Raw genomic sequence first — 26,367 nt, 5'->3', positions numbered from 1 at the left:
TTTCACCCTCGAAACGCTGCGCGCCGCAACAGGTTTCGTCCGGTGCGCCTCGGTCATGCCACGCCGCGGCCGGGAGCGGGAAGCCGGGTCAGCACGGCCCTGGCGTTGCAGGCCTGAAACGTTTTCCGTGGCGGCAGCGCACTCGCGCGCACAAGGCCACCCCGCGCCCGGCCTGCAGACTGGCTCCGGGTAGCCGGCAGGCGGGCTCCGGCCAGGTGGCACGCTCCCTGCATGCGCCGTCGCTCAGCCTCGTCGGCCCTGCGCAACCCGCCAGCCAGAAAAGCTGCCTGAGCACTGGGGAGCGCCGGTGAGCGCAGGTCGAGCGATGCACGTAGACGCCATACGCTCAGAAGAACGTTTCGTATTCGGGGGGCATATGAAATCCAGAACGAAAGCCGCATGTCCGGCGAATTCGGGCTTGAGCAGCATGCTGCGCCCATTCCTTTCGGCATTGCGCCATGCTTGCCATCTCGGCAGACATAGCCGGATCCAGCTCGCGCATTCCCGCCGCCGCGACCAACTGCGCTTTGCAATACCCGGTCTTTTCTCTGCCTCTGTCGGCCCGGCCCGCATCGCCATACGCGCACGCCCTCCGCAGCATCGAACACCGCCGGGTTCGGGATGGTAAGCGGCGCCGGCCGCGCCGGACAGCGGCGCAGCCGGTCATCGCACCCGGCATCGCCCGGATATGCGTCATCGCGCCGCCGCAGGGCGTCTGTGGAGCGGGCATCGAACACCGACCACAGTGCGCCCACCGCAGACGATCGGGGCGGCGCGACTCGCGTTTTCGTCCACATCGGCCGCGCTGGCGCTTCCTGACCCGCCGGCGAATCGGGTTCCGGCATCAGGTCCGGCCGGAGGCAAGGCGAGAGCCAGCCAATGCATGTGACAAATCTGGAGATCCAACATGGCGATCGATATTCTTCTGCGCCGGGATTACGGCCACACGCCCTTGCCGGATCGTGTCGCGCCGTCCGCGGGCGGGAATGGTACGGCGGCCGGCCGCATCCGGGTGTCGGCCGTCATGCCTTGCCTCAACGAGGAAATCACGCTGCCCATGTGCATCGCGAAGGCACAACGCAGTTTCGCGGAGCTGGGCATCGCGGGCCAGGTGGTCGTCGCCGACAACGGCTCCACCGACCGCTCGGTCGAGATCGCGCGCCAGTTCGGCGCGAAGGTGGTGCACGAGCCGGTGCGCGGCTACGGTTCGGCATTGATGGCCGGCATCGCGGCGGCCGACGGCGACATCATCATCATGGGCGACGCGGACGATTCCTATGACTGGTCGAACATCCGCGGCTTCATCGCGAAGATCGAGGAAGGCTACGAGTTCGTGATCGGCAACCGCTTCAAGGGCGGCATCATGCCGCATGCGATGCCGCCGCTGCATCGCTACCTCGGCAACCCGGTGCTGTCGACGATCGCGCGGCTGACCTGCAGCGTCCCGGTCGGCGATTTCCACTGCGGCATGCGCGCGTTCACGCGGGACGCGTTCGCGCGCATGGATCTGCAGACACCCGGGATGGAGTTCGCATCGGAGATGGTGATCAACGCGGCGCGCAACCGTTTGCGCATCGTCGAGATTCCGACCGCGCTCCACCCCGACAAGCGCAACCGTCCGCCACATCTGCGCTCGTTCCGCGATGGCTGGCGGCACCTGCGCTTCATCCTCACCTACGCGCCCAACCACGTCTTCGTGATGCCGGGGCTCCTGATGTTCGTCGCCGGCCTGCTGCTGCTCGGCCTGCTGGCGGGCGGCCCGACGCACCTGCTCGGGCACTTCGTGGGCCCGCACTTTCTCGCGCTCGCCAGCCTCCTGACGTTGATCGGCTTCAATTTCATCACGATGGGCGTGCTCGCCAAGGTGATCATGGCCGACAAGCATGCATCGCTGCGAGGACGCATCGTCCGATGGGCTACCGGTCCATTTGCGATGGAAGCGTGTCTGCTGGGCGGCGCGGCCACCGCGGTGCTCGGCCTGGTGCTGGATGCTTGCATGCTGTTCAAATGGCTGGCCAATCCGGCGCTTCCGATGGAAAGCACCGTGCACCTGGCGATCGTCGCCACGACGCTGATCGTACTCGGCATGGACGGGGCGTTCTCCGCCTTCTTCCTCAATCTGCTCGTACGCGAGGGGGAAAGGCATCACGGCCACGCAGGCCACGCAGGCCACGCAGGCCATGCCGCGCCTCGCGCCAGGAGATAAGCGAACCATGGAAACGATGTCCCCAACTGCCGCCGCCCCGATCCGCGTGGCGTCCATCGGACTGGGATGGGTGACGACTCACCGTCATCTGCCGGTGATGCTGCGCGACCCGGATTTCAAAGTCGTCGGCCTGGTCGATCGCCAGCCGCAGCACGCGCAACGTGTCGCGCAGCGACTCGGCATCCGGCACCACGCCTGCACGGGATCGCTTGCCGATGTGCCGTGGCTCGACGACGTCGATGCGGTAACGATCGGTGCCGGCCCGCAAGCCCACTACCCGCTGATCGCGCAAGCGCTGCGGGCGGGCAAGCACGTGCTGACCGAGAAGCCGTTCACGATGTGCGTGGCGGAAGGCGAAGAACTGGTCAAGCTGGCGAAAGCCCATGAGCGGACCCTTTGCATCGTGCATAACTTTCAGTTCGCCTCTTCGACCAAGCGCCTGCTGCGGGATGTCGAAGCCGGCCGCTACGGCAGGATCCGCTCGATCACCGCGCATCAGTTCGGGAATCCGGAACGCCGCCTGCCAGCCTGGTACGAAGACCTTCCGCTGGGCCTGTTCTATGACGAGAGCCCCCACATGTTCTATCTGCTGCGGCGCCTGGCGCCCGGCTCGCTGGCGCTCGAGCAGGCCACCGTCGTCCCGAGCAGCACTGGCCTCGAAACGCCGTGCCTGATCACCGCACACTACCAATGCGACACACCGCACGGCGCGATTCCGGTCATGTTGAACATGAACTTCGAATCGCCGGTCAGCGAATGGCAAGTGGTCGTGTGCGGCGAGCGCTTCATGGGGATCGTCGACGTCTTCCGCGATATCTACATCCGCCTGCCGAACGATGGCGCCCATACGACCGCGACGGTCCTGCGCACCTCGTTGTCCGCCACCTGGCAGCACTGGCAGCAGCATTTCACAAGCGGAATCCGGCATCTCAGAGGCGCACTGTTCTACGGCAACGACGATGTCTTCTCGGGTTTCGCGCGCTCGATCCGCTCCGGCAACGCGCTCGAGTCCATCGGGTCGGACTCGGCGCTCGCGATCCTCGGCATGCAACATCAGATCATCGAACGCGCGGCACGGGCGTGAACGGAGGCGGCACGAAATGACCATGAATTCCGACCTGCTCCGGCGCTTCTTCAGGGAAACGCCATTCCAACCCGCGACCAGCCTGTGGCGGGCCATCGAGATCGACGTCGTGCTGTCCCGGCCGTTTCCGCCCGGTCGCGGCATGGACCTCGGCTGCGGCGACGGCAAGCTGATGAAGACCATCACGGATCACGTCGGCAGGCGCGAACTGGTGGGCGTCGACATCGACCCGCTCGAAACCGGCCAGGCCGGCGCGCTCGGCATCTACGACACCATCCACACAACCTCGGGCGGCCGTATTCCCGAACCGGAAGCCTCGTTCGATTTCGTCTTCTCCAACTCCGTCCTCGAGCATATCGACACCATCGGGGATGTGCTCGATGAAGTCTCGCGCGTCCTCAAGCCGGGCGGCAGATTCGTGTTCACCGTGCCGAGCGAGTATTTCCATGCCTGCCTGAGCGGCCCGTGGCTGCCGGCGGCGAGCCGCTCCGCCTACCTGGACGAGATCGATCGCCGCTGCGCGCACAAGCGCTACTGGAGCGTCGAGCTCTGGCAACGGGAGCTGGCCCGCAGGGGGCTGACGGTCAGCGACCATGTCGAATACCTGAGCGCGAAGGAGGTAAGGCGCTGGGAGACCATCTCCAGGCTGACCGCGGGCGTTCTCTACCTGGTGTTCGGCAAGCGCCGCCAGCCGATCGACATCCAGCGCAGCCTCGGCCTGCGCAAAGCAAAGTCTTCCGTTCCGAACGCGCTGGCCGGCATGGCCAGCAGGATGCTGGCGATCGGCCTGAACCGCTCCTCGCCATCGACAGGCCCCTTCGGTTGCGTGCTCGTCGAATCCGTCAAGATCGCATGAGCCACCAGCCCGATGACTCCGCACCCGGCCTCTCGCGTACTGCCCCTGCCCGGGAAGTTCCTGCGCTTCGTGCTGGTCGGGGGTATCTGCACACTGCTGAACCTGGCGACGATCTGGTTCGTGACGACCCGCCTCGGGTGGCATTACCTGGTCGCCGCTGCCATTTCGTTCTTCGCGGTCAACGGCGTGGGGTTCGTCTTCAACAAATACCTCACCTTCACGCAGGTCTTACGCCCGAGCTTTCGCGAGATCCGGCGCTACTACATCGTGATGTCGGGTTCCCTGGCGTTGAACCTGGGCTTGATGTTCGTCATGGTCGACGCACTGGGCATCCACTACCTGCTGTCCAGCGTCACGATCACCCTGCTGTTCATGATCTTCAATTTCCTGGCCCATCTCCGCTGGACCTTCGCGCCGTGACACACGACCTGCCACCGCAGAACAGTGTATCGGCCCGGGCGCCTGCCTCCCGGCGCGGAGGCGGCGCAGCGCTGCCGCGGGTCGGCGCGCAACGGATGCGCATCCTCCTGGTCACCCATTTCTTCCCCGCCCACCGCGGCGGCATCGAGATCGTCGCGGGTCATCTGGCGGAAGCGCTGGCCCGTGACAGGGCAACGGCCATTACGTGGTTCGCCAGCGACTGCGATCCCGCTCCGGCGCTCGGCGGTGTCGATTGCCTGCCCGTGCGCACGTGGAACCCGCTGGAGCGCCGCTTCCACATGCCTTACCCGATCTGGTCCCCGCTGCGCCTGATACCGCTGTGGAACGCGGTGCGCGAAGCCGACCTCGTGTACCTGCACGACTACATCTACGTCGGCAGCCTGGCGGCCTTCTCGATGGCGAAGATCCTGCGCAAGCCGATTCTCATCACCCAGCACGTCGGCGCGGTGCCGTTCCGCAGCAGGCTGATGTCGCGGATGCTCACCGTGGCGAACCTGACGCTGGGAAGAACCATGCTCAAGTACGCCGACGCCGCCGCCTTCGTCAGCAATACCGTCAGGACATTGTTCCTGCCCGACGGCAGTGCCGGCTGCCGGGGCCGCCTGATTCCCAACGGCCTCGACCTTTCCACGTTCTCCCCGATCGCCGACGCGGCGCGTGCGCAGTTGCGCGCCAGGCTGGACATTCCCGCCGGCCGCCCATGCCTGCTCTTCGTCGGCCGCTTCGTCGAGAAAAAGGGCCTGGCTCTGCTGGAGAAACTGACGGCGCTGCTGCCGGATGCCACCTGGATCTTCGCCGGCAAAGGTGAAATGGATCCGGAGAGGTGGGCACGCGGCAATGTCCGGGTGTTCCGTGATCGTGCCGGCGCCTCGCTGGCCGAACTCTATCGCGCCGCCGACCTGCTGGTGCTGCCGAGTACCGGCGAGGGCTTTCCGCTGGTCGTGCAGGAATCGATGGCCTGCGGCACGCCAGCCATCGTCGGCCGCGACACGGCTTCTGCCCTGCCTGGCCTCGACCAGGTGCTGTTCTCCGAGACCGTCGATGCCGATCACGCATTGCCGGCCTGGCATCGCCACCTGACGGCACTGCTCGCCGACCCGCAGCGGCTCACCGGACGGCGCCGCGAAGTCGCCGACTGGGCCGCCATGCATTGGTCCTGGGAACGCTGTGCCGATGCCTACTGCGAAGTCATCCGCGAAGTCCTCGAGCGTCGGAGATGAATCTCGGAGATGAATCATGGCGACCGCTGAGAATGCCGAACCCGATGCCCGCACCCCGGTGTCTCCTGCGACGCGGCTGGCCGTCTGGACAGGCATCGTCGGTGTCCTCTGCACACTGCTGCTCGCGATCGAGCCGCACGTGCCGGGCCGGATGTCGATCTTCTTCCATCTGCTCTACACCTATGATCGGCCGGTCGCCGAGGCGAGTGTGTTGCTGGTCCCGCTGGCCGCCGCGCTCGCACCGTACTGCGGCCGCATGGCCGCCGTGGCCGCCGCGTGCGGGCGCCACCCGTGGCGCGCCGCAGCCTTGACCGGCATCGTGTTCGCGCTGGGCGCACGCTATGTGTATCACGCGCATCCGCTCTCGATGGACGAGTACGCTGTCTGGTTCCAGAGCCGCCTCTTCGCCAACGGCGCCCTGTCCGCACATTTCCCGCCATCGTGGCTCGACCGCCTCATCTATCAGCCGTTTCAGAATTACTTCCTGGTCGTGTCGCATACCAGCGGCAACGTGATCTCCGCCTACTGGCCCGGCTTCGCCCTTCTGATGGCGCCGTTCAGCCTGGCCGGCGCCGAATGGCTGTGCAATCCGGTGCTGTCGGCACTGACGGTGGTCGCCATCGCGCGCACCTGCCGCCTCGTGTTTCCGGAAAACGAGGCGATAGCCGGCTGGGCGATCCTGTTCACCGTCGCCTCCCCGGTGTTCGCGGGCTCGGGTATTTCGTACTTCGCCATGACCGGCCTGCTGCTGGCCAATCTGGTGTTCACCTGGGGCTTCCTGCAACCGACCACGCGCAGCCTGTTCCTCAGCGGCGTGGTCGGCTCGATCGCGCTGACCTTCCACAATCCGCTGCCTCACACGTTGTTTGCGCTGCCGTGGCTGATCTGGTTCCTCGGCCAGCGGCCGCCGTCGCGACACGCGGCGGCACTCCTCGCCGGCTACTTGCCGCTCACCGTGCTGCTCGGCCTGGGCTGGGTCCTGGTCACGGCTCATGTCGGCGCCGACGTGGCCGGCCCGGCGACACATCCACCGTCCCAGGGCTTCCTGGCCCGGGTCGCGTCGGTGTTTTCCCTACCCGACGCATCGATCCTCATCTCCCGCGTGGCCGGCACCATCAAGCTATGGGTCTGGGCAGTGCCGGGTCTGCTGGTGCTTGCTTGCATGGGCTACGCGCGCTGGCGGGAGAGAGCCGCCGTGCAATTGCTCGCCGCCTCGGCCCTCGTCACCTTCCTGGGCTACTTCTTCGTTCCGTTCGATCAAGGGAACGGCTGGGGATACCGCTATTTCCATCCCGCCTGGGGCACCCTGCCGATCCTCGCGGGCGCCGCGGTCGCCGGGGAATTCCGCCACGACGGCGGCAAAGCGTTTTCGGCCCTTCGGAACCTGGCCGGGGCCTTCGTCGCAGGCAGCGTGCTGATCCTGGTGCCGTGGCAGCTGCGGAACATCGAAACGCACATCAGTGCCCAGCTGGCGCGGCTACCCGACACACCAGCGGACCGGCGCAGCATCGTGTTCCTGTTCGTCGATCGCAACACGGTCCTCGACGACCTCGTGCAGAACGACCCCTTCCTCCGGGGGCGATCGGTCCGCATGATCGGCAGGGGCGAACAGGAAGACGGAAAATTCCTGCGCAACGCACACATCGCTGCAACCCCGCTTCCCGCCACCGAACTCGGGCAAGTCTGGCTGATCGGGCCATGAAGCATGGCGCCGCCACGGCTGCCACGGCCGGGCGCGCGAACGTGAAGGACGGCCGATCGCTTGCACGCGGAATGGCCAGGGCGGGGGCTGAAGCGCCGATACAACGATGCACGGAAGCTGTCCTGTCGGCTTGGCTTCACGACGGTAATATGGAGGCTGTCAGCCCTTGCGACGCCGCAAGTGGAACAAGAACAGAACAGCTTCCGGTGAGATCGGCGGGCAGCGCACGGCGCGGTCCCCCAGGCCGGCCCATCGACGGGGAAGGAAACTCCACACCATGCCAGAACGTCCGCCCACGGACGCAGGAACCGTTGCCGTGCCCAGGCCTCTCGGCCTGCGCGACTACGCCGTGGAAGCCGCGCTGCGGCTCGCCACCTCGCTGCTGTTCGCCGCCTTCGCCTATGCCGCCGCGCAGCAATGGCTGGCCGACCCGAGCCGCATCACGCTGCTGCTGATCGTGCTGGCGGAGTTCGTCACCATCGCCATCGCCCTCACGGCGCGGGTACCGGAGAAGCGCGACTGGAGCCCGATCTCCGTCGCCTGCGCGATCGCCGCCACCTACTACTTCCTGTGGATCCAGCTGGCGCCGGGCATCCACCTCGTGCCGGAAATGGTCGGCGTGGCCCTGCAGGCCGCGGGCATCCTGCTGCAGATCGGCGCCAAGCTCACGCTGCGGCGTGCCTTCGGGCTGCTGCCGGCGAACCGGGGCATCGTCTCGGGCGGCCCCTACCGCCTCGTCAGGCACCCGATCTATCTCGGCTACTTCATTTCCTACATCGGCTTCCTGCTGGTCAACTTCGGCCTGCAGAACCTGCTGGTGTACGCCGTGCAGCTGGGGCTGCTGGCGGTGCGCGCGGTGCGCGAGGAACGGCTGCTGAGCGCGGATCCGGCCTACCGCGCCTATCAGGACAAAGTGCGCTACCGCGTCGTGCCTGGACTGTTCTGAGGCGCCGGCCCGGCATCCAAAGGCCGGCGCGGAGCCTCGCGCCCCTGGATGCCGCGCCCGAAGCCGGCCCGCCGCCGCGCACTCCCCTCTGCCGGCGGCATACGCAGGACGCGGCGGCCGCCCAAACAAAAACCCCCGCGGGTTCGCACCCGCGGGGGTTTTTTTCAGACAGGCTGCCGAAGCCGGCAGTCCGGCAGATTTACATCATGCCGTCCATGCCGCCCATGCCGCCCATGCCGCCCGGCATTGCCGGAGCCGACTCTTCCTTCGGAGCTTCGGCCACGGCGCAGTCGGTGGTCAGCATCAGCGAAGCCACCGAAGCGGCGTTCTGCAGCGCGGTGCGGGTCACCTTGGTCGGGTCCAGCACGCCCATTTCCACCAGGTCGCCGTACTCGCCCGAAGCGGCGTTGTAGCCGTAGTTGCCCTTGCCTTCGATGACCTTGGCAACGACGACCGACGCTTCTTCACCGGCGTTCAGCACGATCTGGCGCAGCGGCTCTTCCATTGCGCGCAGCACGATCTTGATACCGGCGTTCTGGTCGGCGTTGTCGCCGTTCAGGCCAGCGATGGCAGCACGGGCACGCAGCAGGGCCACGCCGCCGCCGGGGACAATGCCTTCTTCCACGGCTGCGCGGGTAGCGTGCAGCGCATCTTCCACGCGTGCCTTCTTTTCCTTCATTTCGACTTCGGTGGCTGCGCCGACCTTGATCACGGCAACACCGCCGGCCAGCTTGGCCACGCGCTCTTGCAGCTTTTCACGGTCGTAGTCCGAGGTCGCTTCTTCGATCTGGGCGCGGATCTGCTTGACGCGCGCTTCGATCGAGGCTGCGTCGCCGGCGCCGTCGATGATGATGGTGTTTTCCTTGCCGATCTCGATGCGCTTGGCTTGGCCCAGGTCTTGCAGGGTCGCCTTTTCCAGCGTCAGGCCGACTTCTTCAGCGATGACGGTGCCGCCGGTCAGGATGGCGATGTCTTCCAGCATGGCCTTGCGGCGGTCGCCGAAGCCCGGAGCCTTGACGGCGGCGGTCTTCAGGATGCCACGGATGTTGTTGACCACCAGGGTCGCCAGGGCTTCGCCTTCGACGTCTTCAGCGATGATCAGCAGCGGGCGGCCGGCCTTGGCCACTTGCTCCAGCACCGGCAGCAGGTCGCGGATGTTCGAGACCTTCTTGTCGAACAGCAGCACGAACGGGGAGTCCAGCTGGACGACTTGCTTGTCCGGGTTGTTGATGAAGTACGGCGACAGGTAGCCGCGGTCGAACTGCATGCCTTCCACGACTTCCAGCTCGTCGGCCAGCGACTTGCCGTCTTCGACGGTGATCACGCCTTCCTTGCCGACCTTGTCCATCGCCTCGGCGATGCGCTCGCCGATCGAGTTGTCGCTGTTGGCGGAGATCGCGCCGACCTGGGCGATTTCCTTGCTGGTGGTGGTGGGCTTGCTCAGCTTCTTCAGCTCTTCCACGGCAGCGCCGACAGCCTTGTCGATGCCGCGCTTCAGGTCCATCGGGTTCATGCCGGCGGCCACGTACTTCATGCCTTCGCGCACGATCGACTGGGCCAGCACGGTTGCGGTGGTGGTACCGTCACCGGCGTTGTCGCTGGTCTTGGAAGCCACTTCCTTGACCATCTGGGCGCCCATGTTCTGCAGCTTGTCCTTCAGCTCGATTTCCTTGGCCACGGACACGCCGTCCTTGGTCACGGTCGGGCCGCCGAAGCTGCGCTCCAGCACCACGTTACGGCCCTTCGGGCCCAGGGTCACCTTCACTGCGTTGGCGAGGATGTTCACGCCTTCGACCATCTTGGCACGGGCGGCGTCGCCGAACACTACGTCTTTAGCTGCCATGTTCTGTTACTCCGAATCTTGGATGGATCCCCCATGCGGGAGACCGGGAATGTTGGATAAGTCTGAGAGACTCAGGCGTCCCGCCGCGGCGGGCGCGTCACAAGCAGGGCCCGGGCGCACGGCGCCCGGCAGCCGCATTACTTGTTGACCACCGCCATGATGTCTTCTTCGCGCATGACCAGCAGTTCCTGGCCATCCACCTTCACGCCCTGGCCGGCATACTTGCCGAACAGCACGCGATCGCCCACCTTGACGTCGAGGGCAATGGAGTTGCCCTTGTCGTCCTTCTTGCCGGGGCCAACGGCCAGCACTTCGCCTTGATCGGGCTTCTCGGCAGCATTGTCGGGAATCACGATGCCGGATGCGGTCTTGGTTTCGTTGTCCAGACGCTTGACGATCACGCGGTCGTGCAAAGGACGCAGATTCATACGGACTCCTTAGTACAAGTGAGTTTTATTTCACAAATTGAGGCCGCCAGCACGGACGGCCAGCAGAATTGGCTCGCCGGATCAAGCTGTTAGCACTCCCACCGGACGAGTGCTAATTATAGGGACGGGGGTTTACGTTTTCAAGACAAGGCCTGAATGGGGGTTTTCCCGGAGAGGCCTTGGATAGGGGTAGGCGGGGGTAGGCAGGTGTCGAGATTCGCTCAGCCTTGAACTTTGTTCACCCGACTTTGAACTGACACGCAGCTTGACCCGCCCCTACCACGGGTTCCATCCATATCCCTTCGATGTCGCCCGGCCTGCCCATCAGACCGGCGCAGGTCACAACCCCGGCCACGGAGGCGGCCAACGCCGACACTGCGGGGCAGACGCGGGCTAGCGGCATTGGCGGGCGGAACTGGCGGCATCAGGTTCACGAGCCCTGGATATAGGTCAAGGGCTACGGTTTCGCTGCTTCCAACGATTTCAGGCTGTCAGGCAGCTCGATCTCCGGCAGCGGCATGTCGTTGAGCCGCTCGATAGTCGATGGCGCAATGCCCAGTGCGGCCAGTACGAGACGCATCAGGTCTCGCAAGTGCTGGCGCTCCGCCGCGCCGGATAACACCGTCTCGATGCTCTGGTAGATCGCGCCTACCACGAGATCCCTGGCCGCGCGGTCGTGCGTGAAATGCGCCATGCCTCGTTCGCGCGCGCTGACGAGATCGCGCGGCAGGTAGATGTCAGTCAGGCGCCCCGTCGCCTCGCTGCGCCCCCCTGCCCGCGCGATGAACCTGCCCCAGGCCGGATGGCATACGGCCACTTCCATGTAGATCAGGCACCCCACCCAGACCCGCTCGACCGGATCGTCGATCTGTCGCACACAGTCCTCGATGCGGGCGATCACCGCGTCGCTCAATTCCGACGTGACGGCGGAAAGCACTTCGCTGGTGGTCTTGAAGTAGTTGTAGAAGGTGCCGCGCGCGACGCCCGCCGCGGCGAGGAAGTCGTCGATCGACGCTGCGTCCGGCCCCTTGGCCGCGAACACTTCCACTGCCGCGCTGAGCAGCTTGCGCCGCGTCGACTCGCGCCGTGCCGCGCCGGTCCGCACACGATGATCCTCTTTGGCCGCTTCGCTCGCGGCCAGCCCCGCGCTGTCGCCCGACGCCCTCATCGCGACCCCTCGGGTTTCCCCCATTGCGTGAAGCAATTCGTCAAGTTGACAATAAAGTATGAATTGTACTGATTCGTCATTTTAAGATCTTACCTGATCCGGGAGAAGACATGGAGGCAGACCAGTTCGTGGATGTGGCGATCGTCGGCTATGGCCCCACGGCCCAGTTGCTCGCGCTGATGCTGGGGCGCGCGGGGCGCAGCGTGGCCGTCGTCGAGCGTTGGCCCGATCTCTATCCGCTGCCGCGCGCAGTCCACTACGACCACGAGATTGCCCGCCTCTTCCAGGCTTCGGGTGTCATCGATGATATCAAGCGCATTGCCGAGGCCTCCGACCGCTACCAGTGGTGCAACGCCAACCATGAGGTGCTGATGGACTTCCGCTGGGAGGGCCAGGGTCCGAGCGGCTGGCCTGTCGCCAGCACCTTCGCGCAGCCGGAGCTCGAAGCCGTGCTCGACCGCCACGTCAAGCGGCTGCCGAACGTCACGGTACGCCAGGGCTGGTCGGCCACCGCGCTGCGCGAAGAAGCCGAGAGGGTGGAGCTCGATATCGAGGCCGGCGGGCTGGTGGATGGCCGGTGGGTCGGCAGCGGCGAAACCGGCAGGATCCGCGCGCGCTACCTGGTGGGTGCGGACGGCGCGAACTCGATGGTGCGCAACGCTCTCGGCATCGAGTTCGAGGACCTCGGCTTCGCGTTCGATTGGCTGGTGGTCGACGTGAAGCCCCTGCAGCAGCGCGAGTGGATGCCGAGAAGCTGGCAATTGTGCGATCCCGCGCGGCCCACGACGATCGTCTCGGGCGGCCCGGGCCGCCGCCGCTGGGAATTCATGCTGCTGCCCGGCGAGACCCCGGAGCAGATGAACCAGGATACGGTGGCGTGGGACCTGCTTGCCCGCTGGGACATCACGCCCGACAACGCGCTCCTCGAACGCCACGCCGTCTACACCTTCCGCGGTCGCTGGGCGAAGTCATGGCGCAAGGGCCGCGCATTGCTGGCCGGAGATGCGGCGCACCTGATGCCGCCGTTCGCCGGCCAGGGCATGTGCAGCGGCCTGCGCGACGCGGGGGCGCTCGCGTGGCGACTGAATGCGATCCTCGACGGCAAGGCCGGCGACACCCTGCTCGACAGCTACGGCCCCGAGCGGCTGCACCACGTGCGCGAATTGATCGACTTCTCGATCGCGCTGGGCAAGGTCATCTGCATCACCGATCCCGAAGCGGCCGCCGCGCGCGACCGCGAGATGCTGGCCGCGCAGGCCACGCCCGGTTTCCGGCCGCCCGAGGCGCCGCAGCCGCGCCTGGGCGCGGGCCTCTATGACCCGCACGCGCCCGGCAGCGGCTGGCTGGCACCCCAGGGCATGGTCGAGTCCGGCGGCCGCCGCGGCCTCTTCGACGACGTGTTCGGCAACGGCTTCGCCCTGATCGCCAGCAACGGCGAGGTCCTCGACAAGCTCAGTCCGGCCAACCGCGCCGGGCTCGACAAACAGCAGGCGATCATCGCCCATTTCGGTCCCGGCGGCTTCGCCGACCTGCAAGGCGTGTACGCCGATTACTTCGACCGGCATGGCGTGGAAGCCGTGCTCGCGCGCCCCGATTTCTACAGCTTCGGCGCGGCACGCAGCGCGGACGAACTCGACGCGCTCGTCGATACCTGGCGCCACGCACTGCAATGCGCCTGAATTCCATCCCACGACAGGAGACACCATGACGCAACAACGCAGGCGCGACCGCCTCGGCATCCATTCGATCGGCGAGTTCCGCATGACCGTGCCGTCGCTCGACGCCGCGAATCGCTTCTACTCGGCATTCGGCCTCGACGTGCAGCCCGACGGCGACACCGGCCTGCTGATCCGCACCTTCGGCTCGCCGCACGTGTGGGGCCGGCTGCGCCAGGGCGCGCGCAAGAAGTTCGAATGGCTCACGCTGCATGCCTTCGAGGACGACCTGGAGGCGCTGCGCGCGCGCACACTGGAGGCCGGCGTCGCGCTGATCGATCCGCCCGCGGACGCCGATGCTTCCGGCTTCTGGATCCGCAATCCGGACGGCCTGCCCTTGCAGATCCGCGCCGGCGTGAAAACCACCTTGGACGCGGCTGCCCATGCGAACCCTCCGCTGCCGGTGGACGGCACGCGCTGCGCGCCGTACCGGCGCAACACGCCGCGCGTCGAGCCCTCGCGGCTGTCGCACATCGCACTCGCCACCACGAGCGTGCCCGCGCAGATCGACTTCTGCGAGCGCGTGCTGGGCCTGCGCCTGTCCGATCGCTCGGGCGACGGCGTGGCATTCATCCATGCGCCGCACGGCGGCGATCACCACTTGCTCGCCTTCGCGGCGAGCCCCGCGCCGGCCCTGCACCACCTGAGCTGGGACGTGCCGACCATCGAGGAAGTGGGGCTCGGCTATATGCAGATGGCCGCCGCCGGGTACCGCAACGGCTGGGGTGTCGGACGTCACGTCCTCGGCTCCAACTATTTCTACTACGTGCAGGACCCGTGGGGCAGCTTCTCCGAATACAGCGCCACGATGGATTACATCCCCGCGTCGGTCGACTGGGTTGCCGCCGACCACGCGCCCGAGGACGGCATGTATCTCTGGGGCCCCGACCTGCCCGCCATCTTCGCCGGGAGCCCGGAAGGCGACGCCTGACGACTCGCCACCCTCCATCCAATCATCCGTCACACCAGGAACACAAGGAACACAAGGAGCACAACATGAAGCTCGTCACTTTCCAATGCCGCGGCCATCGCTCGATCGGCAAGGTCGAAGGCGGGCAGGTCATCGACCTGCCCGCCAGCGATCGCGCGCTGCCGTCCACCATGCTCGAACTGCTGCAGGGAGGCCCCGCACTGATGCAGCGCGCCCGCGACGTGCGCCTCGAAGACGCTGTGACCTGGCCGCTCGCCGACGTGCGCCTGGACGCACCGGTGCCGAACCCATCGAAGTTCCTCGCCATCGGCATGAACTACCGCCGCCACGTGGCAGAGGCAATCGCGGCCGGAATCCAGGTGCCCGACAGCCAGGTCTGGTTCAACAAGCAAGTCTCGTGCGTGACGGGGCCGTTCGATCCGGTCCACATGCCGAAGGTGTCGGACAAGCTCGACTATGAAGCCGAACTCGCCGTGGTGATCGGCCGGCGCTGCCGGCATGTGCCGGCGGAAGAGGCCGCGTCGGTGGTCGCCGGCTACACGGTCTGCAACGACGTCTCGGTGCGCGACTGGCAAATGCGCTCGCCGACCATGATGCTCGGCAAGTCCTTCAACACACACGGGCCGTTCGGCCCGTGGCTCGTCACCGCCGACGAAGTGAAGAACCCGCACGACCTGCAGATGCGCATGCTCGTCAACGGCGAATGCCGGCAGGAGGTCAACACCGGCGAAATGATCTACGACATCTGGCAGCAGATCGCCTGCTTGTCCACCGTGATGACGCTCGAGCCCGGCGACGTGATCGCCACGGGCACCCCGTCCGGCGTCGGCGGTGCGCAGAAGCCGCCGCGCTTCCTCAAGCTCGGCGACGTGATGCGCGTGGAAATCGACGGTATCGGCCACATCGAGAACATCGTCGTCGCCGAACCGGCCTGACCCCTACCAGGAGCACCAGCACCATGGCACGCAAAGTCATCATCACCTGCGCGGTAACCGGCTCGATCCACACGCCGAGCATGTCGCCCTACCTGCCCGCCACACCCGACGACATCGCGCGCGAGGCCATCGCCGCCGCGAAGGCGGGCGCCGCCATCCTGCATCTGCACGCGCGTCATGCCGAGGACGGCCGGCCCGCCTTCGACGCGGCCACCTACCGCCAGTTCCTGCCGCGCATTCACCAGGCGACTGACGCCGTCATCAACATCACCACCGGCGGCGCGGTCAACATGACGCTGGACGAGCGCCTCGCCGGCGCGCTCGACGTATCGGCGGAAATGGCCTCGTGCAACATGGGATCGATGAACTTCGCCATCTTCCCGATCCTCGACAAGATGAAGGCATTCAAGCACGCGTGGGAGCGCGACTTCATCGAAGGCTCGCGCCGCTCGATCTTCCGCAACACGTTCGCGGATATCGAGGAAGTGTTGGAGCGGCTGGGCCAGCGGCACGGCACGCGCTTCGAGTTCGAGTGCTACGACGTCGGCCACCTGTACAACCTGAAGCACTTCGTCGATCGCGGATTGGTCAAGGGTCCGATCTTCTTGCAGTTCGTGCTCGGAATCCTGGGCGGCATCGGTCCGGATCCGGAAAACCTGGTGCACATGAAGCGCATCGCCGACAAGCTGTTCGGCGACACCTACCGGTGGTCGGTGCTCGGCGCCGGCAAGCACCAGCTTCCGCTGATCACGCAGGCCGCGCTGATGGGCGGCAACGTGCGCGTGGGCCTGGAAGACTCGCTGTCGCTCGGACCTGGCCGACCGGCCACGTCGAACGCGGAGCAGGTGGAACTGATACGCGACGTGCTGGTGCGCCTCGGCTTCGAAATCGCGACGCCGGCGGAGGCACGCGACATGCTGGGCCTGAAGGGGCGCGACAAAGTCCGCCTGTAAGGCTTCCACTTCCGCCCCGGCGACATGGAAAGGCGCAATGACCGGCACCAGCGATAGCGCGGCAACGATCCTGGCCATCGAGGCACCGCGATGCCTCGCCATGCCCGCGGCGGATTCCCTATTCGAACCGAGCACATATCGATCCGTTAGGATTCCCGAGGACGCTTGGGATGGGCCTCCTTGAATTGGCTGCCATTGATCGGGTTGCGACGCCTGTTCGAAGGCCGGATCTCCAGGAACTCTTCGAAGCGCCAAGAAAAAGCCCCGGCCGGGTAGCGGGGCAAAAACGGTGAACCGGATCGTCGCCGTGGGCGACCTGCGACCAGCCTGGACGGGAGGCCGGCAGGCAGCGAGTGGCGGGCCCTGCGGCACGGTGAGCGCCCGAATCGATCCGCTGCAGCCCGCTAATCGCCGGTGAGTGCTCCGTAGAGCCGGGATGCCACTCAAGCAGGTGAGGCACTGCCTAGTAGACGAGCCGCGGCGGGGTGTACGAGCCATAGTTCGGGCCGATGCCTCCTGAATTGGATGTCTCGCAGTGGCTGGTGTCATTGCTCATCTGGACCAGAATGGATTTGTCGCTGCCTCCGGCAGCCGACAAGATATGCAGGCAGGCAAATGCGACGACGGGGTTATAGGCATGGGTCGAGATGTCCTGCACGACGGGGACGGTCACGTACTCGCAAGACTTGTCCCCTGCGGCGCTGCATGCATTGACACTGCTGTAGAGCGAGGTCTTCGTACCCGGCTCGATCCAGATGCTGTCTCCGACCCCGATGCCCGCGCCATTCCCGCTGCTGATCAGTCCGCGGATCGTCGGCACATTGTTGCTGTCGATGTCCAGCGACGTCCATTGGCCTGCCTCGCAGGGTCCCGCATGGTAGGACGAGGTGACCTTGAAATAGTAAGGCTGGCCGACGACTTGGGTGATGCTGCTGTCGAAGCCCGGGGGACTGGTGGTCGACGTGGCGGTCATCGGCGAATGGGTGGTCGAGTTCCAGTAGTTGTCATAGAGGCATTTCGTGATCGCCACAGGGAAGAGGCTGCCGTGACCGGCATAGCCTGGGATGGAGAACACCGCGACGGCGGTTGCGCTGACGGGCATGGACGTGGTTCCGAAGATCCGCGCGAAGAACGTCGGTACCGGGCCGCCATTCTGGCCGGTCGATCTGGAGAGCGTTACCTTCACCGCCGGGCGGTCATTGCTTCCCGGAGTCATCGGGAGTGACTGCAGGCCGGCAGGGGTGCCGGTGAGGTTCCAGTAGCCATACTCGACCGTCCCGCTGGTCAGTTGCACCCCGGTGGAGCTGTTGAGCGAGATTGCGTTGGTGGCCGTCTGCTGGGCTGTGGCCCAATCCGGTGCGCTGTTCTTGGTGTTCAGGCATTCGGTGCGCGGGTTGAGGCAGGGCGCGCCTGCCAGGGCCGCTGCATCGGCGGCGTTCTGCAGTTCATTGCGTACGATGTACAGGTACGCGACATCGACCGCCAAGGCGGTGCAGCCGAGCAGGACCGTCAGCAGCACGGCTGTCATGACGGCAATCGAGCCGCGTTGCGTCGGGAGAAACGGCCGGCCCCGCGAGGCCAGCCTGTTGGCTTGTCGGACTGGCATGGATACCCTCGCCTATGCTGTGGATGGTCGGCTATTCGTTGTTCATCACGGTGGTGGCTGACAGGGTGATCGGTCCTGTCAGCGCAGCGACGATGTTGCCGAGTGCCAGCCCCGTGTACTTGTAGGTGACCGAAACCGTGAGAGGCGCACCGAAATTCCCGCCGCTGCCAGAGGGCACGGTGACAGTCGGGGTGGTGGCCGAGCCAAAGGTGATGAGATTGGCCTGGCAGTAGTTCAGCACGACATTCTGAATGTCGCTCACGCTGGCCTTGGGATTCTTCAGGACGATGCCGGCACGCGCACCTTCGCGGCTTGCGTTCGTAATGACGGACTTGTCATACAGGGCGATGCTGAACTCGATCGCGCCGAAAACCAGGGTAAGCAAGACCGGCAGGACCAAGGCGAATTCAACCGCCGCGATACCCGTTTCTTTATGGTTCTTCATTTTCACCTCAGTGGTGAGAGTTCTCATTCCGATGGCGCGGGAAAGCGGTGACTGCACGCCAGCCATGCTGACCGGGCAAGGCTGGTGAATCCGCTCGACTAGCGTTTTTCTATGCCGGACATCAGTGCATCGAGACCATCCTTCTGCTGGGCTGGAACTGCATGGGGCCAATGGACGAAGGGTGTTCTCCGGCAGTTCGTGCCGCTCCTTTCATCCGACTCTGCGGCTGGCCTATAGCACCTGCGAAACCAAAGCATGAATCAGTTGTGAGAGCACAGCAGTCACCTCGGTGCCCGTGCTCTTTGCGTAGATGAAGATGACGCCCGCGGCTGCGATGAGAGCGGTCAAGACCGATTTGATGTTGTCGCCCACGAGACACCCTGCACAGGTTCGTTCGAGACCGCTGTTTTCTTTCGCCACATCGTTGCCGCCACTATCCATCGGCGCTTGCGCCGATAATCGTTTAGTGACGCTTTATTGTTGGCATTTTTCAGCTTCCGCCAAGGCAGGGTCTGTGCGATAGCGTCCGAAGCGAGGCGAAACATCTGCGCTTTCCCTGAACCTTCGCCTTCCAAACGGTCGTGTGCACACGCCACTCAAAGGAAGGAAAACGACGCCCAAGGCACCAAGGCAGCCACACGGGGAGGAGTTCAAAGCGGTTGCTTTCCAACGCGTCAAGGACGGGCCAGGCATAAGCGCGGCGGCACGCGAGCCGGGGCGAATCAGAGCAGACGCCGTGTCACTGGGTGAAGGCCGGGCAGGCCGTCAAGCTGAACAGTGCTGGCGCCAGGATGGTCACACCCGAGCAGATGGAATTCTCACGGCTGCTCGCCGAGAACAAACGGCAGCTGCGGGGAGTGCGGAATCCCGATGGATGGCGCGGGGTGATTCCCTGGCCTATCCTGGCCTATCCTGGCCTATCCTGGCCTATCCTGGCCTATTCTGGTCTATCCTGGCCGCGGGCGGGCTCAATGGTTGCGGGCAACGCGGGCCGCATCTCCAAGGTCTGCGAGCTTCCGGCATGGTGATCTGTCAGTGCGGCGCCAAAGCGTTCACGAGATTTGGCTGCCCACCGCTACCACGTGCGGTCTACCGCTGACCTTCTCGATTCGGGGGAGCTTGCCGACTGCAATGCACTGCCGAACCGTCTCCAGTAGCTGGGCACTATCCCATGCACTCCCTTCGAGCGCAGCCAAGGCATCGCCAGTGACGGCGTAACGTCCGCCGCAGACGGCACACCGGTAGATGCGACCGCCCTTCAGGCGGTCACTCGGATCCCGCCAGCGCCGCGCGAGCGCGGTACACAGCACGCAAGGGATTGCTTCCGGTGTGCCCATGATCTGACCCCATCTGCGCTGCTCTGCCGCAGCATCTCAAGTGGCAACGGCGTGTCGCGGAGGGCTGCCCCTGGCAACGCGAACGCGGACAGAGGCCGGCTTCGCGCCATCGCCGGTCTGTCATGATCCTATTTGGAGCCTTCCACCGTACACCGTGCCTTTCCGCACAATTCACTTTGCGTGGCACGCCCTTGATGGCTCGCATCAGGTGACCTGCCCCTGCAAACAGGGATGATGGTTGGCGGGAGCAGTGCGCGAAGGCGCTTGGCTTCCAGTGCCGATTCAAGGACCTTGGCATCGGCTTCCAGCAACAGCGATGCAGCTCGATCGCGATGCAACTGAAGTCGACGATCCGTTCTCGATCTGGATCCCGGGCGTCATCTTCCTGGCGATCGTGCCGCTGATCTGGCTGACCGGGCCGGTCAAGGGAGCGGCCGGCGGCGCGGTGGCCGCGCATTGAGCCGGCCTTCAGCGCGGGCGTGGGCGGGCGGTGCCCGCTGGCGGAGCCAGGCGCGCCGCCGCTGCGCGCGGCGGCGGCGGCAAACCCGCGGGCGCGCTCAGAAGCCCGAGAAGCGCACGCCGAAGGAGGCGTAGCCGTAGTAGCGGTCCAGGCGCCCCGCGGTGGCGGCGTTGTACAGCATCGGAATGGTGCCGACGAAGTTGTAGAGGAAGGCCTGGCCGCGCACGAACAGCTCGACGTTCTTCACCACCTTGTAGGACAGCTCCAGGCCCAGCGAATGGTTGGACTTGATCGGCGAGGCGCCGTAGCTGGACATGCGGCTGTCGATGTCGCTGCGCAGCAGGTACTGGAACTGGTAGCCGAGGTGGGCGCCGAAGTCCTTGTAGCGCCAGCGCCACGAGCCGCCCAGCGAGAAGAAGCCGGCGGTGTAGTTGAGGTCCTGGCCGACATTGATGCCGAACTGGGACGCGTCGGTGCTGAAGGAAGCCTGCTGCAGCGTGACCCCGCCGACCGAACAGGGCGCGGCCAGCGCGCCGTTGGCCATGTTGTCGGAGTTGATGCTGACGTTGAAGTTGCAGTTGCCGCGGCGCAGCTGCGCATTGATGGAGCCCACCGTGACGCGGCTGATGCCGGCGCCGATGAAGCCGGTCAGGGTGTTGTAGTCGTTGAGCTGGCCCGAGAACATCATGTCGGCCTGGGCCTGGATGTCGTTCGGGTTGTTGACGGTCAGCTGGTTGAAGGTGGTGCCCTTCACCGTGGTCGGCGAGTTCTTGCTGAGCGCGCCGGCCGTATCGCCCCATAGCGAGAAGCGGAACAGCAACCGATCGCGCGCGCCCGGCTCGGCGAGCGGGTCGAAGTGCAGTGCCACCTGCCAGCTGTCGATGCCGTTGGTGTCCTGGCCGTAGGTGATGTTGCGGCGCCAGTAGGTGGCCGCGCCCGACCAGTACGGGGAAAACTTGTAGCCGACCATCACGCGCCCGCCCTGGTAGTCGCCCGCGCCGTCCGGCAGCGGACCCTGGCGGGTGCGCAGGTTGAACACGTCGAGCGTGCTGTTGACGGCGTCGTAGCTGGCCTCGACGCGGAAGCGGTCGGACTCGCCGGTGGTCGGCTCGGCGAGCAGGAACTCGTCCTCGGACGCGGCGCGGGCGCTGCCGGCGCCGGCCAGGGCAATCAGCGCGATGGCACCGGCGGCATGCCGGCGCGAAACGGACAGGAACATCTCGGACTCCAGGGACATCGCTGCCCCCTAACTGCAGTTGTGCGAACGGGCTGGCGCAGGCCAGCCCGTAAACGAGAAAAACCGGGCGCCCGCTGCACGCCCCCGGTCTACCGTGGCATGCGGGCGCCCGGTGGCGCCATCGCCCCGCGGGGGGGCGATACGACCAACCGGAGCAGGGCTCCCGGCTTAGTTCAGCGACAGCGAGAAGGTCAGGCCGTTGCCAGCGACCGCAGCACCGCTGGCGGTGACCGCAGCCGAGCCGGTGCTCTTGGCCGCAGTACCGGTACCGGTACCGACCACCACCGCGTTGCCGTTGGAACCGACCAGCGCGAAAGTCACGTTGGCGGTGCCACCCGACTTCGGCGTCAGCGAGGCGATCTGCGCAGAGCTCAGCGAGCCGGCGGCCTGCAGCTTGCTCAGGAAGGTCGTCACCGGCAGGTCCAGCGCACCCGCGCTACCGATCGTGCCGTACAGGTTATCGGCAGAATTGTTGGTGGCCTTGACGCTGACGTTGATGCCGCCCGAGATGTTGAAGCTGTAGCTGGTATTGGCCGGCACGGTGGCGCCGGTCAGCGCGCCGGTGCCATCGAAGGTCAACGTGACCTTGTCGATGACCAGGTCGACGTTGTTGCCGTTGTAGCTGTAGTGCAGGCCGGCGCGGACGTTCGAGCCGTTGGTGCCGAACGGCGAGCCGACGGTCGTCAGCACCGCCTTGACATCGGCCAGCGTGCCGGTGCCGGTCAGCGACGAAGTGTAGGCAACCGGCGTGCCACCGTTGATCGAGACATTGCCGACCTGGACGTAGTTGCTCAGGGTGATGGCGTTGCTGATCTGGGTGACCACCGAGCCGGACACGTTGGCACCCAGCGCGGAGGCGGCGCTCGACACATCCGCGGGCGAACCCGTTGCCACGGCATTGCCGAGGGCCGACAGCAGCGAAGTCAGCGAGCTGTTGGTCAGCGCGGTCGAGCTGACCGCCGACGCCAGCGTGGTGGCCAGGGTCGAACTGGCGCTGCTGGTCACGCTGTTCAGCGCGCCGGAGGTCTGCAGCGCGGTCAGCGTGGCCGACGGCGAGCCGCCCAGGGTGACATTGCTCAGGGCGTTCGACACGCTCGACACGGTGGTGCTGACCAGCGGCGTAGCGATAGCGGCCACGTTGGCGGCGACCGTGTTGATGCTGCTCTGCAGGTTGGCCGGCAGGCTGGACTGGGCATTCACCACAGCGCCCTTGATGGCGTTGGAAACCAGGGTCGGGTCACCCAGGTTGACCGTGCCCGAAGTGTTGTTGATCGCGCTCGCCACGGCCTTGGCTGCGGCGGCGGCGGCAGCGCTGGCGCTGATCGTGCCGCCGGCGTTGGTCACCACGCCGGACAGGGTCTTGGTGATCTGGTCGATCAGTTGCTGCACCACCACCGCGGCCTTGAGCGCGGCGGCGTCGGTCATCGGGTCGACCAGGGTCGGATCGGTGGTCACGCCCAGCTTGGCAGCCAGCGTGCTGGGGCTGACGCCCAGCGCCACGGCCAGCGTGGTCAGCGGCGAGATCACCGGGACCTGGCCTGCCTTGTAGGCCACGGCCGGCGCCTGCAGCACGCCGTTGAATGCCAGCTTGGTACCGATATCGGTGCCGCCGGTCACGGTCAGCGGGCTGCTGGTGCAGCCGGACGGGAAGGCGAAGTTGCCGTTGCCGTCGGTCTTGGTGGTCTGGTTGTTGCAACCGGTGAAGGTCACGGTGGCGCCGGACAGGTAGAAGTCCACCGCCTTGCCGCTGACGCTGGCCGTGGGCGTGGACGGCGAATCGTCGCCGCCGCCGCAGGCGACGACCAGCACGGCTGCGGCAGCCATGGTTGCCAGTACCAGGGGTTTCTTGAGACTCGTTTGCATTACTCGCTCCTGAACGGTTTTCGGGGTGCTTGTTGTGTCTTGGCGGATGCCAGGCCCGGCATCGAGGCCGGTGCCGCGATCACCGCGCGGCGGTCATTTCCGCAGAGGTTATCGGCAGAAATGTAAGAAATTTCAAAAATGATACCGACGACATTAATGCCCGATTTTCCCGGCGAACGTCATCCCACCAATGGGGGGACAAAAGATGGGAAAGATGCCGCAAGGACGACGCAAACGCCGCAGAAAAAGCCGAAATGCCGCTTATCGAGCATATTTGCAGGAAAAATCGCGATGGCACGGCGAAATCCGGCGTTCGCCGGGCGCCGGCGCTATCGCCAAGATGGACTACCCCGGAAGAAGGGAGAACGGCTCCCGCCGGCTACGACGGCAACTCGCCGCCGGCCGGCTGCCTGGCTGGCGGTGGGTACGGCGGGGGAAAACGGGAGGCAGGAGGCAGGAGGCAGGAGGCAGGAGGCAGGAGGCGGGAGGCGGGAGGCGGGAGTGTCGGGCGACACCCTCGCAACGGTTCAGCTCAGCAGCCCGGAACTGCCCAGATAATCCAGCGCCTCGCGCACCGCGTGGCGGGCCTTGAGGACGTAGCTGACCTGCCGCCCGTGCACGGTGACGGCCACCACGTCGGCTTGCAGCAACTCGCGGAAGCAGTGCGTGGCACGCGGCAGCGTCAGCCCCGCGATGGCCGCCAGTTCGGCGGCGGGCAGCCCATGCTCCCCCGCTTCCAGCAAGGCGCGGCAGATGGCCAGGCGCGCGGGCACTGCCAGCAGGGCATAGGGCAGCAATGCGTTGGGCTGTGGGGTCTCCATGGTCGATACCTTGTCGGCTTTGTCGAACGGCGTGGGGCCGGTCTTCTTGTGGTTCCTTTCTACGCGGGCCGGCTGGCAATTGCAACATGACGGATCGGGGGTGCGTGCCGTTTCGTGCAAAAGACGACAAGCGGCGACAAACGACCACAAGCGGCCCCAGGCTCCCACGCCCGCAACCGGCCCGGCAGGATCGCGCGCCGTCGCCACGCGCGACATATATATATAGTGGGAACAAGGATGGGCATGGCGCGGTCCGGGCGCTGCCAGCGTGCCGAAACCGGCCGCCAGCCCTGGCCGGTGATTACGGGAGATTTCAGTGACAGCGGGCCGCCGCCCGGATGCGTGCGCCAGTTGCCACTTGCGGCGGGATGGCCCCGCCGTGGCGTAATCCATTGAAATATTCGGTAATGCTGTGCACATATCGTGACTCTCTGCCGCGCAGTATTCTTAGCTGCGAGGCGTGCGGCGGGCATGCGCGCGGAGTCGTGCGCCCGCCAGCCACCGGAACGCCGCCGCGGCCCTCCCCCGTCCACGGCAGTCTTGTCCCCCTGCAGGGGCCGCCCCCGGCGGCCCCCCGTCCGGCAGCCAACCAGCCTGCCATTAGGAGTGTTGCCCGATGTCCTGCGCGCGTCCCCCTGACGCACTGCCGCGCCACGCCCGCTGGCGTGGCGTGAGCCTGGCACTCGTGTTCGCCGGCCTGGGCGGCTGCGCGGTCGGCCCCGATTATCAGCGCCCGGCCACCGAGGTACCGGCCGCGTTCAGCGAAGCGGTGATGGACCCCGCCCAGTGGAAGGTGGCCGAACCGCGCACCGTCGAAGCCGGCCTCGACTGGTGGAAGCTGTTCGGCGACCGCCGGCTCGACCAACTGGTCGACCAGGCCAATGCGTCCAACCAGACCCTGCAGCAGGCCCAGGCGCAGTACCGCCAGGCCAGGTCCCTGGTGCAGCAGGCCCGCTCGGCCTTCTTCCCCACCGTGTCAGCCAATGTCGGCACCGGCCGGCAGCGCACCACCACGCTCGGCGTCAGCTCGATCGGCCCCTACTACACGGCGGCGCTGGACGCCAGCTGGGAGCCTGACCTGTGGGGCCTGGTGCGCCGCCAGGCCGAGGCCGCCAGCGACAGCGCCCAGGCCAGCGCCGCGCAGCTCGCCGCGACCCGCCTGCTGATCCAGGCCGAAGTGGCGCAGGACTATATCCAGCTGCGCATCACCGATGTGCAGATCGAGTTGTATGCGCGCACCGTCGCCGGCTACCAGGAGTCGCTCAAGCTGAGCCAGAGCCAGTTCCGCGCCGGCATCGTGACCCAGGCCGACGTCTCGCTGGCCACCGTCACGCTGACCGCGGCGCAGGCGCAGGCCACCGACCTGGTGCTGCAGCGCAAGCAGCTCGAGCATGCCCTGGCAGTGCTGGTGGGTCGCCCGCCGTCGGGTTTCAGCATTCCCAGCGAGCCATTCACGATGACGGCGCTGGTGATCCCGCCCGGCCTGCCGTCGACGCTGCTGGAACGCCGCCCCGACATCGCCAGCGCCGAGCGACAGGCGGCGGCGGCCAACGCCAATATCGGCGTCGCGCGCGCGGCCTACTTCCCGCAGCTGCTGCTCAATGCGGCACTCGGCTCCAACAGCGCCAGCCTCGCCAACTGGTTCACGCCGCCGGCGCGGGTGTGGTCGCTCGGTGCCGCCCTGGCCCAGACCCTGTTCGACGGCGGCCTGCGCAGCGCGCGCAGCGACCAGGCGCTGGCCGCCTACGATGCTGCCGTGGCCAACTACAAGCAGACGGTGCTGGCGGCCCTGCAGGACGTGGAGGACAACCTGGCCTCGCTTGCCGTGCTCGACCGCGAAGTGGTGCAGCAGGAGCAGGCGGTCAAGGCGGCGCAGGATGCCGAGCGGGTCACACTGGCCCAGTACCGTGGCGGCACCGCCACCTACCTGTCGGTGATCACCGCGCAGACGCTGGCACTGTCCAACCAGCGCACGGCGATCCAGCTGCGCGGGCGCCAGCTCGCGGCCAGCGTCGGCCTGATCAAGGCGGTCGGCGGCGGCTGGCATGCGGATGCGCTGTCCGCTGCGCCTGCCGCATCCGCTGCGTCCACCGCGTCCACCGCGTCCGCCAAGGAAACCCTCGCCGGCACGGCCACCCCGCCGTCCGCTCATCCCTGATCCCAGATAGGC

Annotated in this window: 22 protein-coding genes and 1 pseudogene; 14 read left to right on the top strand and 9 right to left on the bottom strand. The window is 66.3% G+C overall.

The features are described from left to right. The first annotated feature begins 907 nt into the window (after nucleotides 1-907). The 7 genes from BKK81_RS06695 to BKK81_RS06665 all read left to right on the top strand — a co-directional run bounded on the left by BKK81_RS06695 (nucleotide 908) and on the right by BKK81_RS06665 (nucleotide 8,455). Nucleotides 908-2,206, top strand: a complete 1,299-nt coding sequence (locus BKK81_RS06695) for a glycosyltransferase family 2 protein (protein ID WP_071011537.1) — start codon at nucleotides 908-910, stop codon at nucleotides 2,204-2,206. A 7-nt stretch (nucleotides 2,207-2,213) separates the two neighbouring features. Beyond that, nucleotides 2,214-3,290, top strand: coding sequence for a Gfo/Idh/MocA family protein (locus tag BKK81_RS06690; protein WP_071011535.1), 1,077 nt, complete (start codon nucleotides 2,214-2,216; stop codon nucleotides 3,288-3,290). 22 nt (nucleotides 3,291-3,312) lie between these two features. Further along, on the top strand, nucleotides 3,313-4,146 hold the full coding sequence (locus BKK81_RS06685; protein ID WP_231907993.1) for a class I SAM-dependent methyltransferase: 834 nt from the start codon (nucleotides 3,313-3,315) through the stop codon (nucleotides 4,144-4,146). A 12-nt stretch (nucleotides 4,147-4,158) separates the two neighbouring features. Further along, a complete protein-coding gene (locus BKK81_RS06680) occupies nucleotides 4,159-4,566 on the top strand; it encodes a GtrA family protein (RefSeq protein WP_071011532.1) in 408 nt (135 codons plus the stop codon). A gap of 95 nt (nucleotides 4,567-4,661) precedes the next feature. Beyond that, a complete protein-coding gene (locus BKK81_RS06675; protein ID WP_071011531.1) occupies nucleotides 4,662-5,807 on the top strand; it encodes a glycosyltransferase family 4 protein in 1,146 nt (381 codons plus the stop codon). A gap of 16 nt (nucleotides 5,808-5,823) precedes the next feature. Beyond that, entirely contained in the window at nucleotides 5,824-7,509 is a 1,686-nt protein-coding gene (locus BKK81_RS06670) for a hypothetical protein (protein ID WP_071011529.1), read from the top strand. A 316-nt stretch (nucleotides 7,510-7,825) separates the two neighbouring features. Then, nucleotides 7,826-8,455 carry a methyltransferase family protein gene (locus BKK81_RS06665; protein ID WP_231907992.1) on the top strand — a complete coding sequence of 210 codons (630 nt, stop codon included), beginning with the start codon at nucleotides 7,826-7,828 and terminating at the stop codon, nucleotides 8,453-8,455. A gap of 199 nt (nucleotides 8,456-8,654) precedes the next feature. On the opposite strand, the gene groL is transcribed toward BKK81_RS06665, so the two are convergent. From groL to BKK81_RS06650, 3 genes are all read right to left on the bottom strand, one after another. Beyond that, entirely contained in the window at nucleotides 8,655-10,298 is a 1,644-nt protein-coding gene (groL, locus tag BKK81_RS06660; protein WP_071011526.1) for a chaperonin GroEL, read from the bottom strand. 137 nt (nucleotides 10,299-10,435) lie between these two features. After that, the gene (groES, locus tag BKK81_RS06655; protein ID WP_071011525.1) at nucleotides 10,436-10,726 is read right to left on the bottom strand and encodes a co-chaperone GroES; all 291 of its coding nucleotides are present in this window, start codon (nucleotides 10,724-10,726) and stop codon (nucleotides 10,436-10,438) included. A 457-nt stretch (nucleotides 10,727-11,183) separates the two neighbouring features. Further along, a complete protein-coding gene (locus BKK81_RS06650) occupies nucleotides 11,184-11,918 on the bottom strand; it encodes a TetR/AcrR family transcriptional regulator (protein WP_083383986.1) in 735 nt (244 codons plus the stop codon). Between the two features lie 86 nt (nucleotides 11,919-12,004). On the opposite strand from BKK81_RS06650, the gene mhpA reads away from it, so the two are divergent. The 4 genes from mhpA to BKK81_RS06630 all read left to right on the top strand — a co-directional run bounded on the left by mhpA (nucleotide 12,005) and on the right by BKK81_RS06630 (nucleotide 16,428). Beyond that, nucleotides 12,005-13,573 (top strand): bifunctional 3-(3-hydroxy-phenyl)propionate/3-hydroxycinnamic acid hydroxylase MhpA, encoded by a 1,569-nt coding sequence (mhpA, locus tag BKK81_RS06645; RefSeq protein WP_071011522.1) that lies wholly within the window; start codon nucleotides 12,005-12,007, stop codon nucleotides 13,571-13,573. A 25-nt stretch (nucleotides 13,574-13,598) separates the two neighbouring features. Next, a complete protein-coding gene (locus BKK81_RS06640) occupies nucleotides 13,599-14,540 on the top strand; it encodes a VOC family protein (RefSeq protein ID WP_071011520.1) in 942 nt (313 codons plus the stop codon). A gap of 65 nt (nucleotides 14,541-14,605) precedes the next feature. Next, on the top strand, nucleotides 14,606-15,475 hold the full coding sequence (locus BKK81_RS06635) for a fumarylacetoacetate hydrolase family protein (protein WP_071011518.1): 870 nt from the start codon (nucleotides 14,606-14,608) through the stop codon (nucleotides 15,473-15,475). A gap of 23 nt (nucleotides 15,476-15,498) precedes the next feature. Continuing rightward, a complete protein-coding gene (locus BKK81_RS06630) occupies nucleotides 15,499-16,428 on the top strand; it encodes a 3-keto-5-aminohexanoate cleavage protein (protein ID WP_071011517.1) in 930 nt (309 codons plus the stop codon). 463 nt (nucleotides 16,429-16,891) lie between these two features. On the opposite strand, the gene BKK81_RS06625 is transcribed toward BKK81_RS06630, so the two are convergent. The 3 genes from BKK81_RS06625 to BKK81_RS35245 all read right to left on the bottom strand — a co-directional run bounded on the left by BKK81_RS06625 (nucleotide 16,892) and on the right by BKK81_RS35245 (nucleotide 18,920). Next, the gene (locus tag BKK81_RS06625; protein WP_231907991.1) at nucleotides 16,892-17,956 is read right to left on the bottom strand and encodes a TadG family pilus assembly protein; all 1,065 of its coding nucleotides are present in this window, start codon (nucleotides 17,954-17,956) and stop codon (nucleotides 16,892-16,894) included. A gap of 109 nt (nucleotides 17,957-18,065) precedes the next feature. Next, nucleotides 18,066-18,479, bottom strand: a complete 414-nt coding sequence (locus tag BKK81_RS06620) for a TadE/TadG family type IV pilus assembly protein (protein WP_071011514.1) — start codon at nucleotides 18,477-18,479, stop codon at nucleotides 18,066-18,068. Nucleotides 18,480-18,710: 231 nt separating this feature from the next. After that, a complete protein-coding gene (locus tag BKK81_RS35245; protein WP_156811161.1) occupies nucleotides 18,711-18,920 on the bottom strand; it encodes a hypothetical protein in 210 nt (69 codons plus the stop codon). 142 nt (nucleotides 18,921-19,062) lie between these two features. Here BKK81_RS35245 and BKK81_RS36975 point away from each other — a divergent pair. Both BKK81_RS36975 and BKK81_RS35240 read left to right on the top strand, forming a co-directional pair. Continuing rightward, a pseudogene (locus tag BKK81_RS36975) lies at nucleotides 19,063-19,324 on the top strand (hypothetical protein); the annotation flags it as partial. Between the two features lie 808 nt (nucleotides 19,325-20,132). Then, nucleotides 20,133-20,276, top strand: coding sequence for a hypothetical protein (locus BKK81_RS35240; protein WP_156811159.1), 144 nt, complete (start codon nucleotides 20,133-20,135; stop codon nucleotides 20,274-20,276). Nucleotides 20,277-20,373: 97 nt separating this feature from the next. Here BKK81_RS35240 and BKK81_RS06615 read toward each other — a convergent pair whose 3' ends face one another. The 3 genes from BKK81_RS06615 to BKK81_RS06605 all read right to left on the bottom strand — a co-directional run bounded on the left by BKK81_RS06615 (nucleotide 20,374) and on the right by BKK81_RS06605 (nucleotide 24,197). Further along, nucleotides 20,374-21,495, bottom strand: a complete 1,122-nt coding sequence (locus tag BKK81_RS06615) for a hypothetical protein (protein ID WP_071011512.1) — start codon at nucleotides 21,493-21,495, stop codon at nucleotides 20,374-20,376. Between the two features lie 186 nt (nucleotides 21,496-21,681). Then, nucleotides 21,682-23,376, bottom strand: coding sequence for a beta strand repeat-containing protein (locus BKK81_RS06610; protein ID WP_071011511.1), 1,695 nt, complete (start codon nucleotides 23,374-23,376; stop codon nucleotides 21,682-21,684). 527 nt (nucleotides 23,377-23,903) lie between these two features. After that, the gene (locus BKK81_RS06605; protein WP_071011509.1) at nucleotides 23,904-24,197 is read right to left on the bottom strand and encodes an ArsR/SmtB family transcription factor; all 294 of its coding nucleotides are present in this window, start codon (nucleotides 24,195-24,197) and stop codon (nucleotides 23,904-23,906) included. Between the two features lie 670 nt (nucleotides 24,198-24,867). Here BKK81_RS06605 and BKK81_RS06600 point away from each other — a divergent pair. Further along, entirely contained in the window at nucleotides 24,868-26,355 is a 1,488-nt protein-coding gene (locus BKK81_RS06600; RefSeq protein ID WP_083384206.1) for an efflux transporter outer membrane subunit, read from the top strand. Nucleotides 26,356-26,367: the final 12 nt, after the last annotated feature.

It is taken from the genome of Cupriavidus sp. USMAHM13, from assembly GCF_001854285.1.
GTDB lineage: Bacteria > Pseudomonadota > Gammaproteobacteria > Burkholderiales > Burkholderiaceae > Cupriavidus > Cupriavidus malaysiensis.
Note: the sequence above shows the minus strand (reverse complement) of the source record. Positions and strands in the feature narration are given on the sequence as shown.

What these genes read in the sequence shown, in the direction of transcription:
- BKK81_RS06695 (WP_071011537.1), top strand. Translation starts at nt 908, where the DNA reads ATGGCGATCGATATTCTTCTGCGCCGGGATTACGGCCACACGCCCTTG.
- BKK81_RS06690 (WP_071011535.1), top strand. Translation starts at nt 2,214, where the DNA reads ATGGAAACGATGTCCCCAACTGCCGCCGCCCCGATCCGCGTGGCGTCC.
- BKK81_RS06685 (WP_231907993.1), top strand. Translation starts at nt 3,313, where the DNA reads ATGAATTCCGACCTGCTCCGGCGCTTCTTCAGGGAAACGCCATTCCAA.
- BKK81_RS06680 (WP_071011532.1), top strand. Translation starts at nt 4,159, where the DNA reads ATGACTCCGCACCCGGCCTCTCGCGTACTGCCCCTGCCCGGGAAGTTC.
- BKK81_RS06675 (WP_071011531.1), top strand. Translation starts at nt 4,662, where the DNA reads ATGCGCATCCTCCTGGTCACCCATTTCTTCCCCGCCCACCGCGGCGGC.
- BKK81_RS06670 (WP_071011529.1), top strand. Translation starts at nt 5,824, where the DNA reads ATGGCGACCGCTGAGAATGCCGAACCCGATGCCCGCACCCCGGTGTCT.
- groL (WP_071011526.1), bottom strand. Translation starts at nt 10,298, where the DNA reads ATGGCAGCTAAAGACGTAGTGTTCGGCGACGCCGCCCGTGCCAAGATG.
- groES (WP_071011525.1), bottom strand. Translation starts at nt 10,726, where the DNA reads ATGAATCTGCGTCCTTTGCACGACCGCGTGATCGTCAAGCGTCTGGAC.
- BKK81_RS06650 (WP_083383986.1), bottom strand. Translation starts at nt 11,918, where the DNA reads ATGGGGGAAACCCGAGGGGTCGCGATGAGGGCGTCGGGCGACAGCGCG.
- mhpA (WP_071011522.1), top strand. Translation starts at nt 12,005, where the DNA reads ATGGAGGCAGACCAGTTCGTGGATGTGGCGATCGTCGGCTATGGCCCC.
- BKK81_RS06640 (WP_071011520.1), top strand. Translation starts at nt 13,599, where the DNA reads ATGACGCAACAACGCAGGCGCGACCGCCTCGGCATCCATTCGATCGGC.
- BKK81_RS06635 (WP_071011518.1), top strand. Translation starts at nt 14,606, where the DNA reads ATGAAGCTCGTCACTTTCCAATGCCGCGGCCATCGCTCGATCGGCAAG.
- BKK81_RS06630 (WP_071011517.1), top strand. Translation starts at nt 15,499, where the DNA reads ATGGCACGCAAAGTCATCATCACCTGCGCGGTAACCGGCTCGATCCAC.
- BKK81_RS06625 (WP_231907991.1), bottom strand. Translation starts at nt 17,956, where the DNA reads ATGACAGCCGTGCTGCTGACGGTCCTGCTCGGCTGCACCGCCTTGGCG.
- BKK81_RS06620 (WP_071011514.1), bottom strand. Translation starts at nt 18,479, where the DNA reads ATGAAGAACCATAAAGAAACGGGTATCGCGGCGGTTGAATTCGCCTTG.
- BKK81_RS35245 (WP_156811161.1), bottom strand. Translation starts at nt 18,920, where the DNA reads ATGGATAGTGGCGGCAACGATGTGGCGAAAGAAAACAGCGGTCTCGAA.
- BKK81_RS35240 (WP_156811159.1), top strand. Translation starts at nt 20,133, where the DNA reads ATGCAGCTCGATCGCGATGCAACTGAAGTCGACGATCCGTTCTCGATC.
- BKK81_RS06615 (WP_071011512.1), bottom strand. Translation starts at nt 21,495, where the DNA reads ATGTTCCTGTCCGTTTCGCGCCGGCATGCCGCCGGTGCCATCGCGCTG.
- BKK81_RS06610 (WP_071011511.1), bottom strand. Translation starts at nt 23,376, where the DNA reads ATGCAAACGAGTCTCAAGAAACCCCTGGTACTGGCAACCATGGCTGCC.
- BKK81_RS06605 (WP_071011509.1), bottom strand. Translation starts at nt 24,197, where the DNA reads ATGGAGACCCCACAGCCCAACGCATTGCTGCCCTATGCCCTGCTGGCA.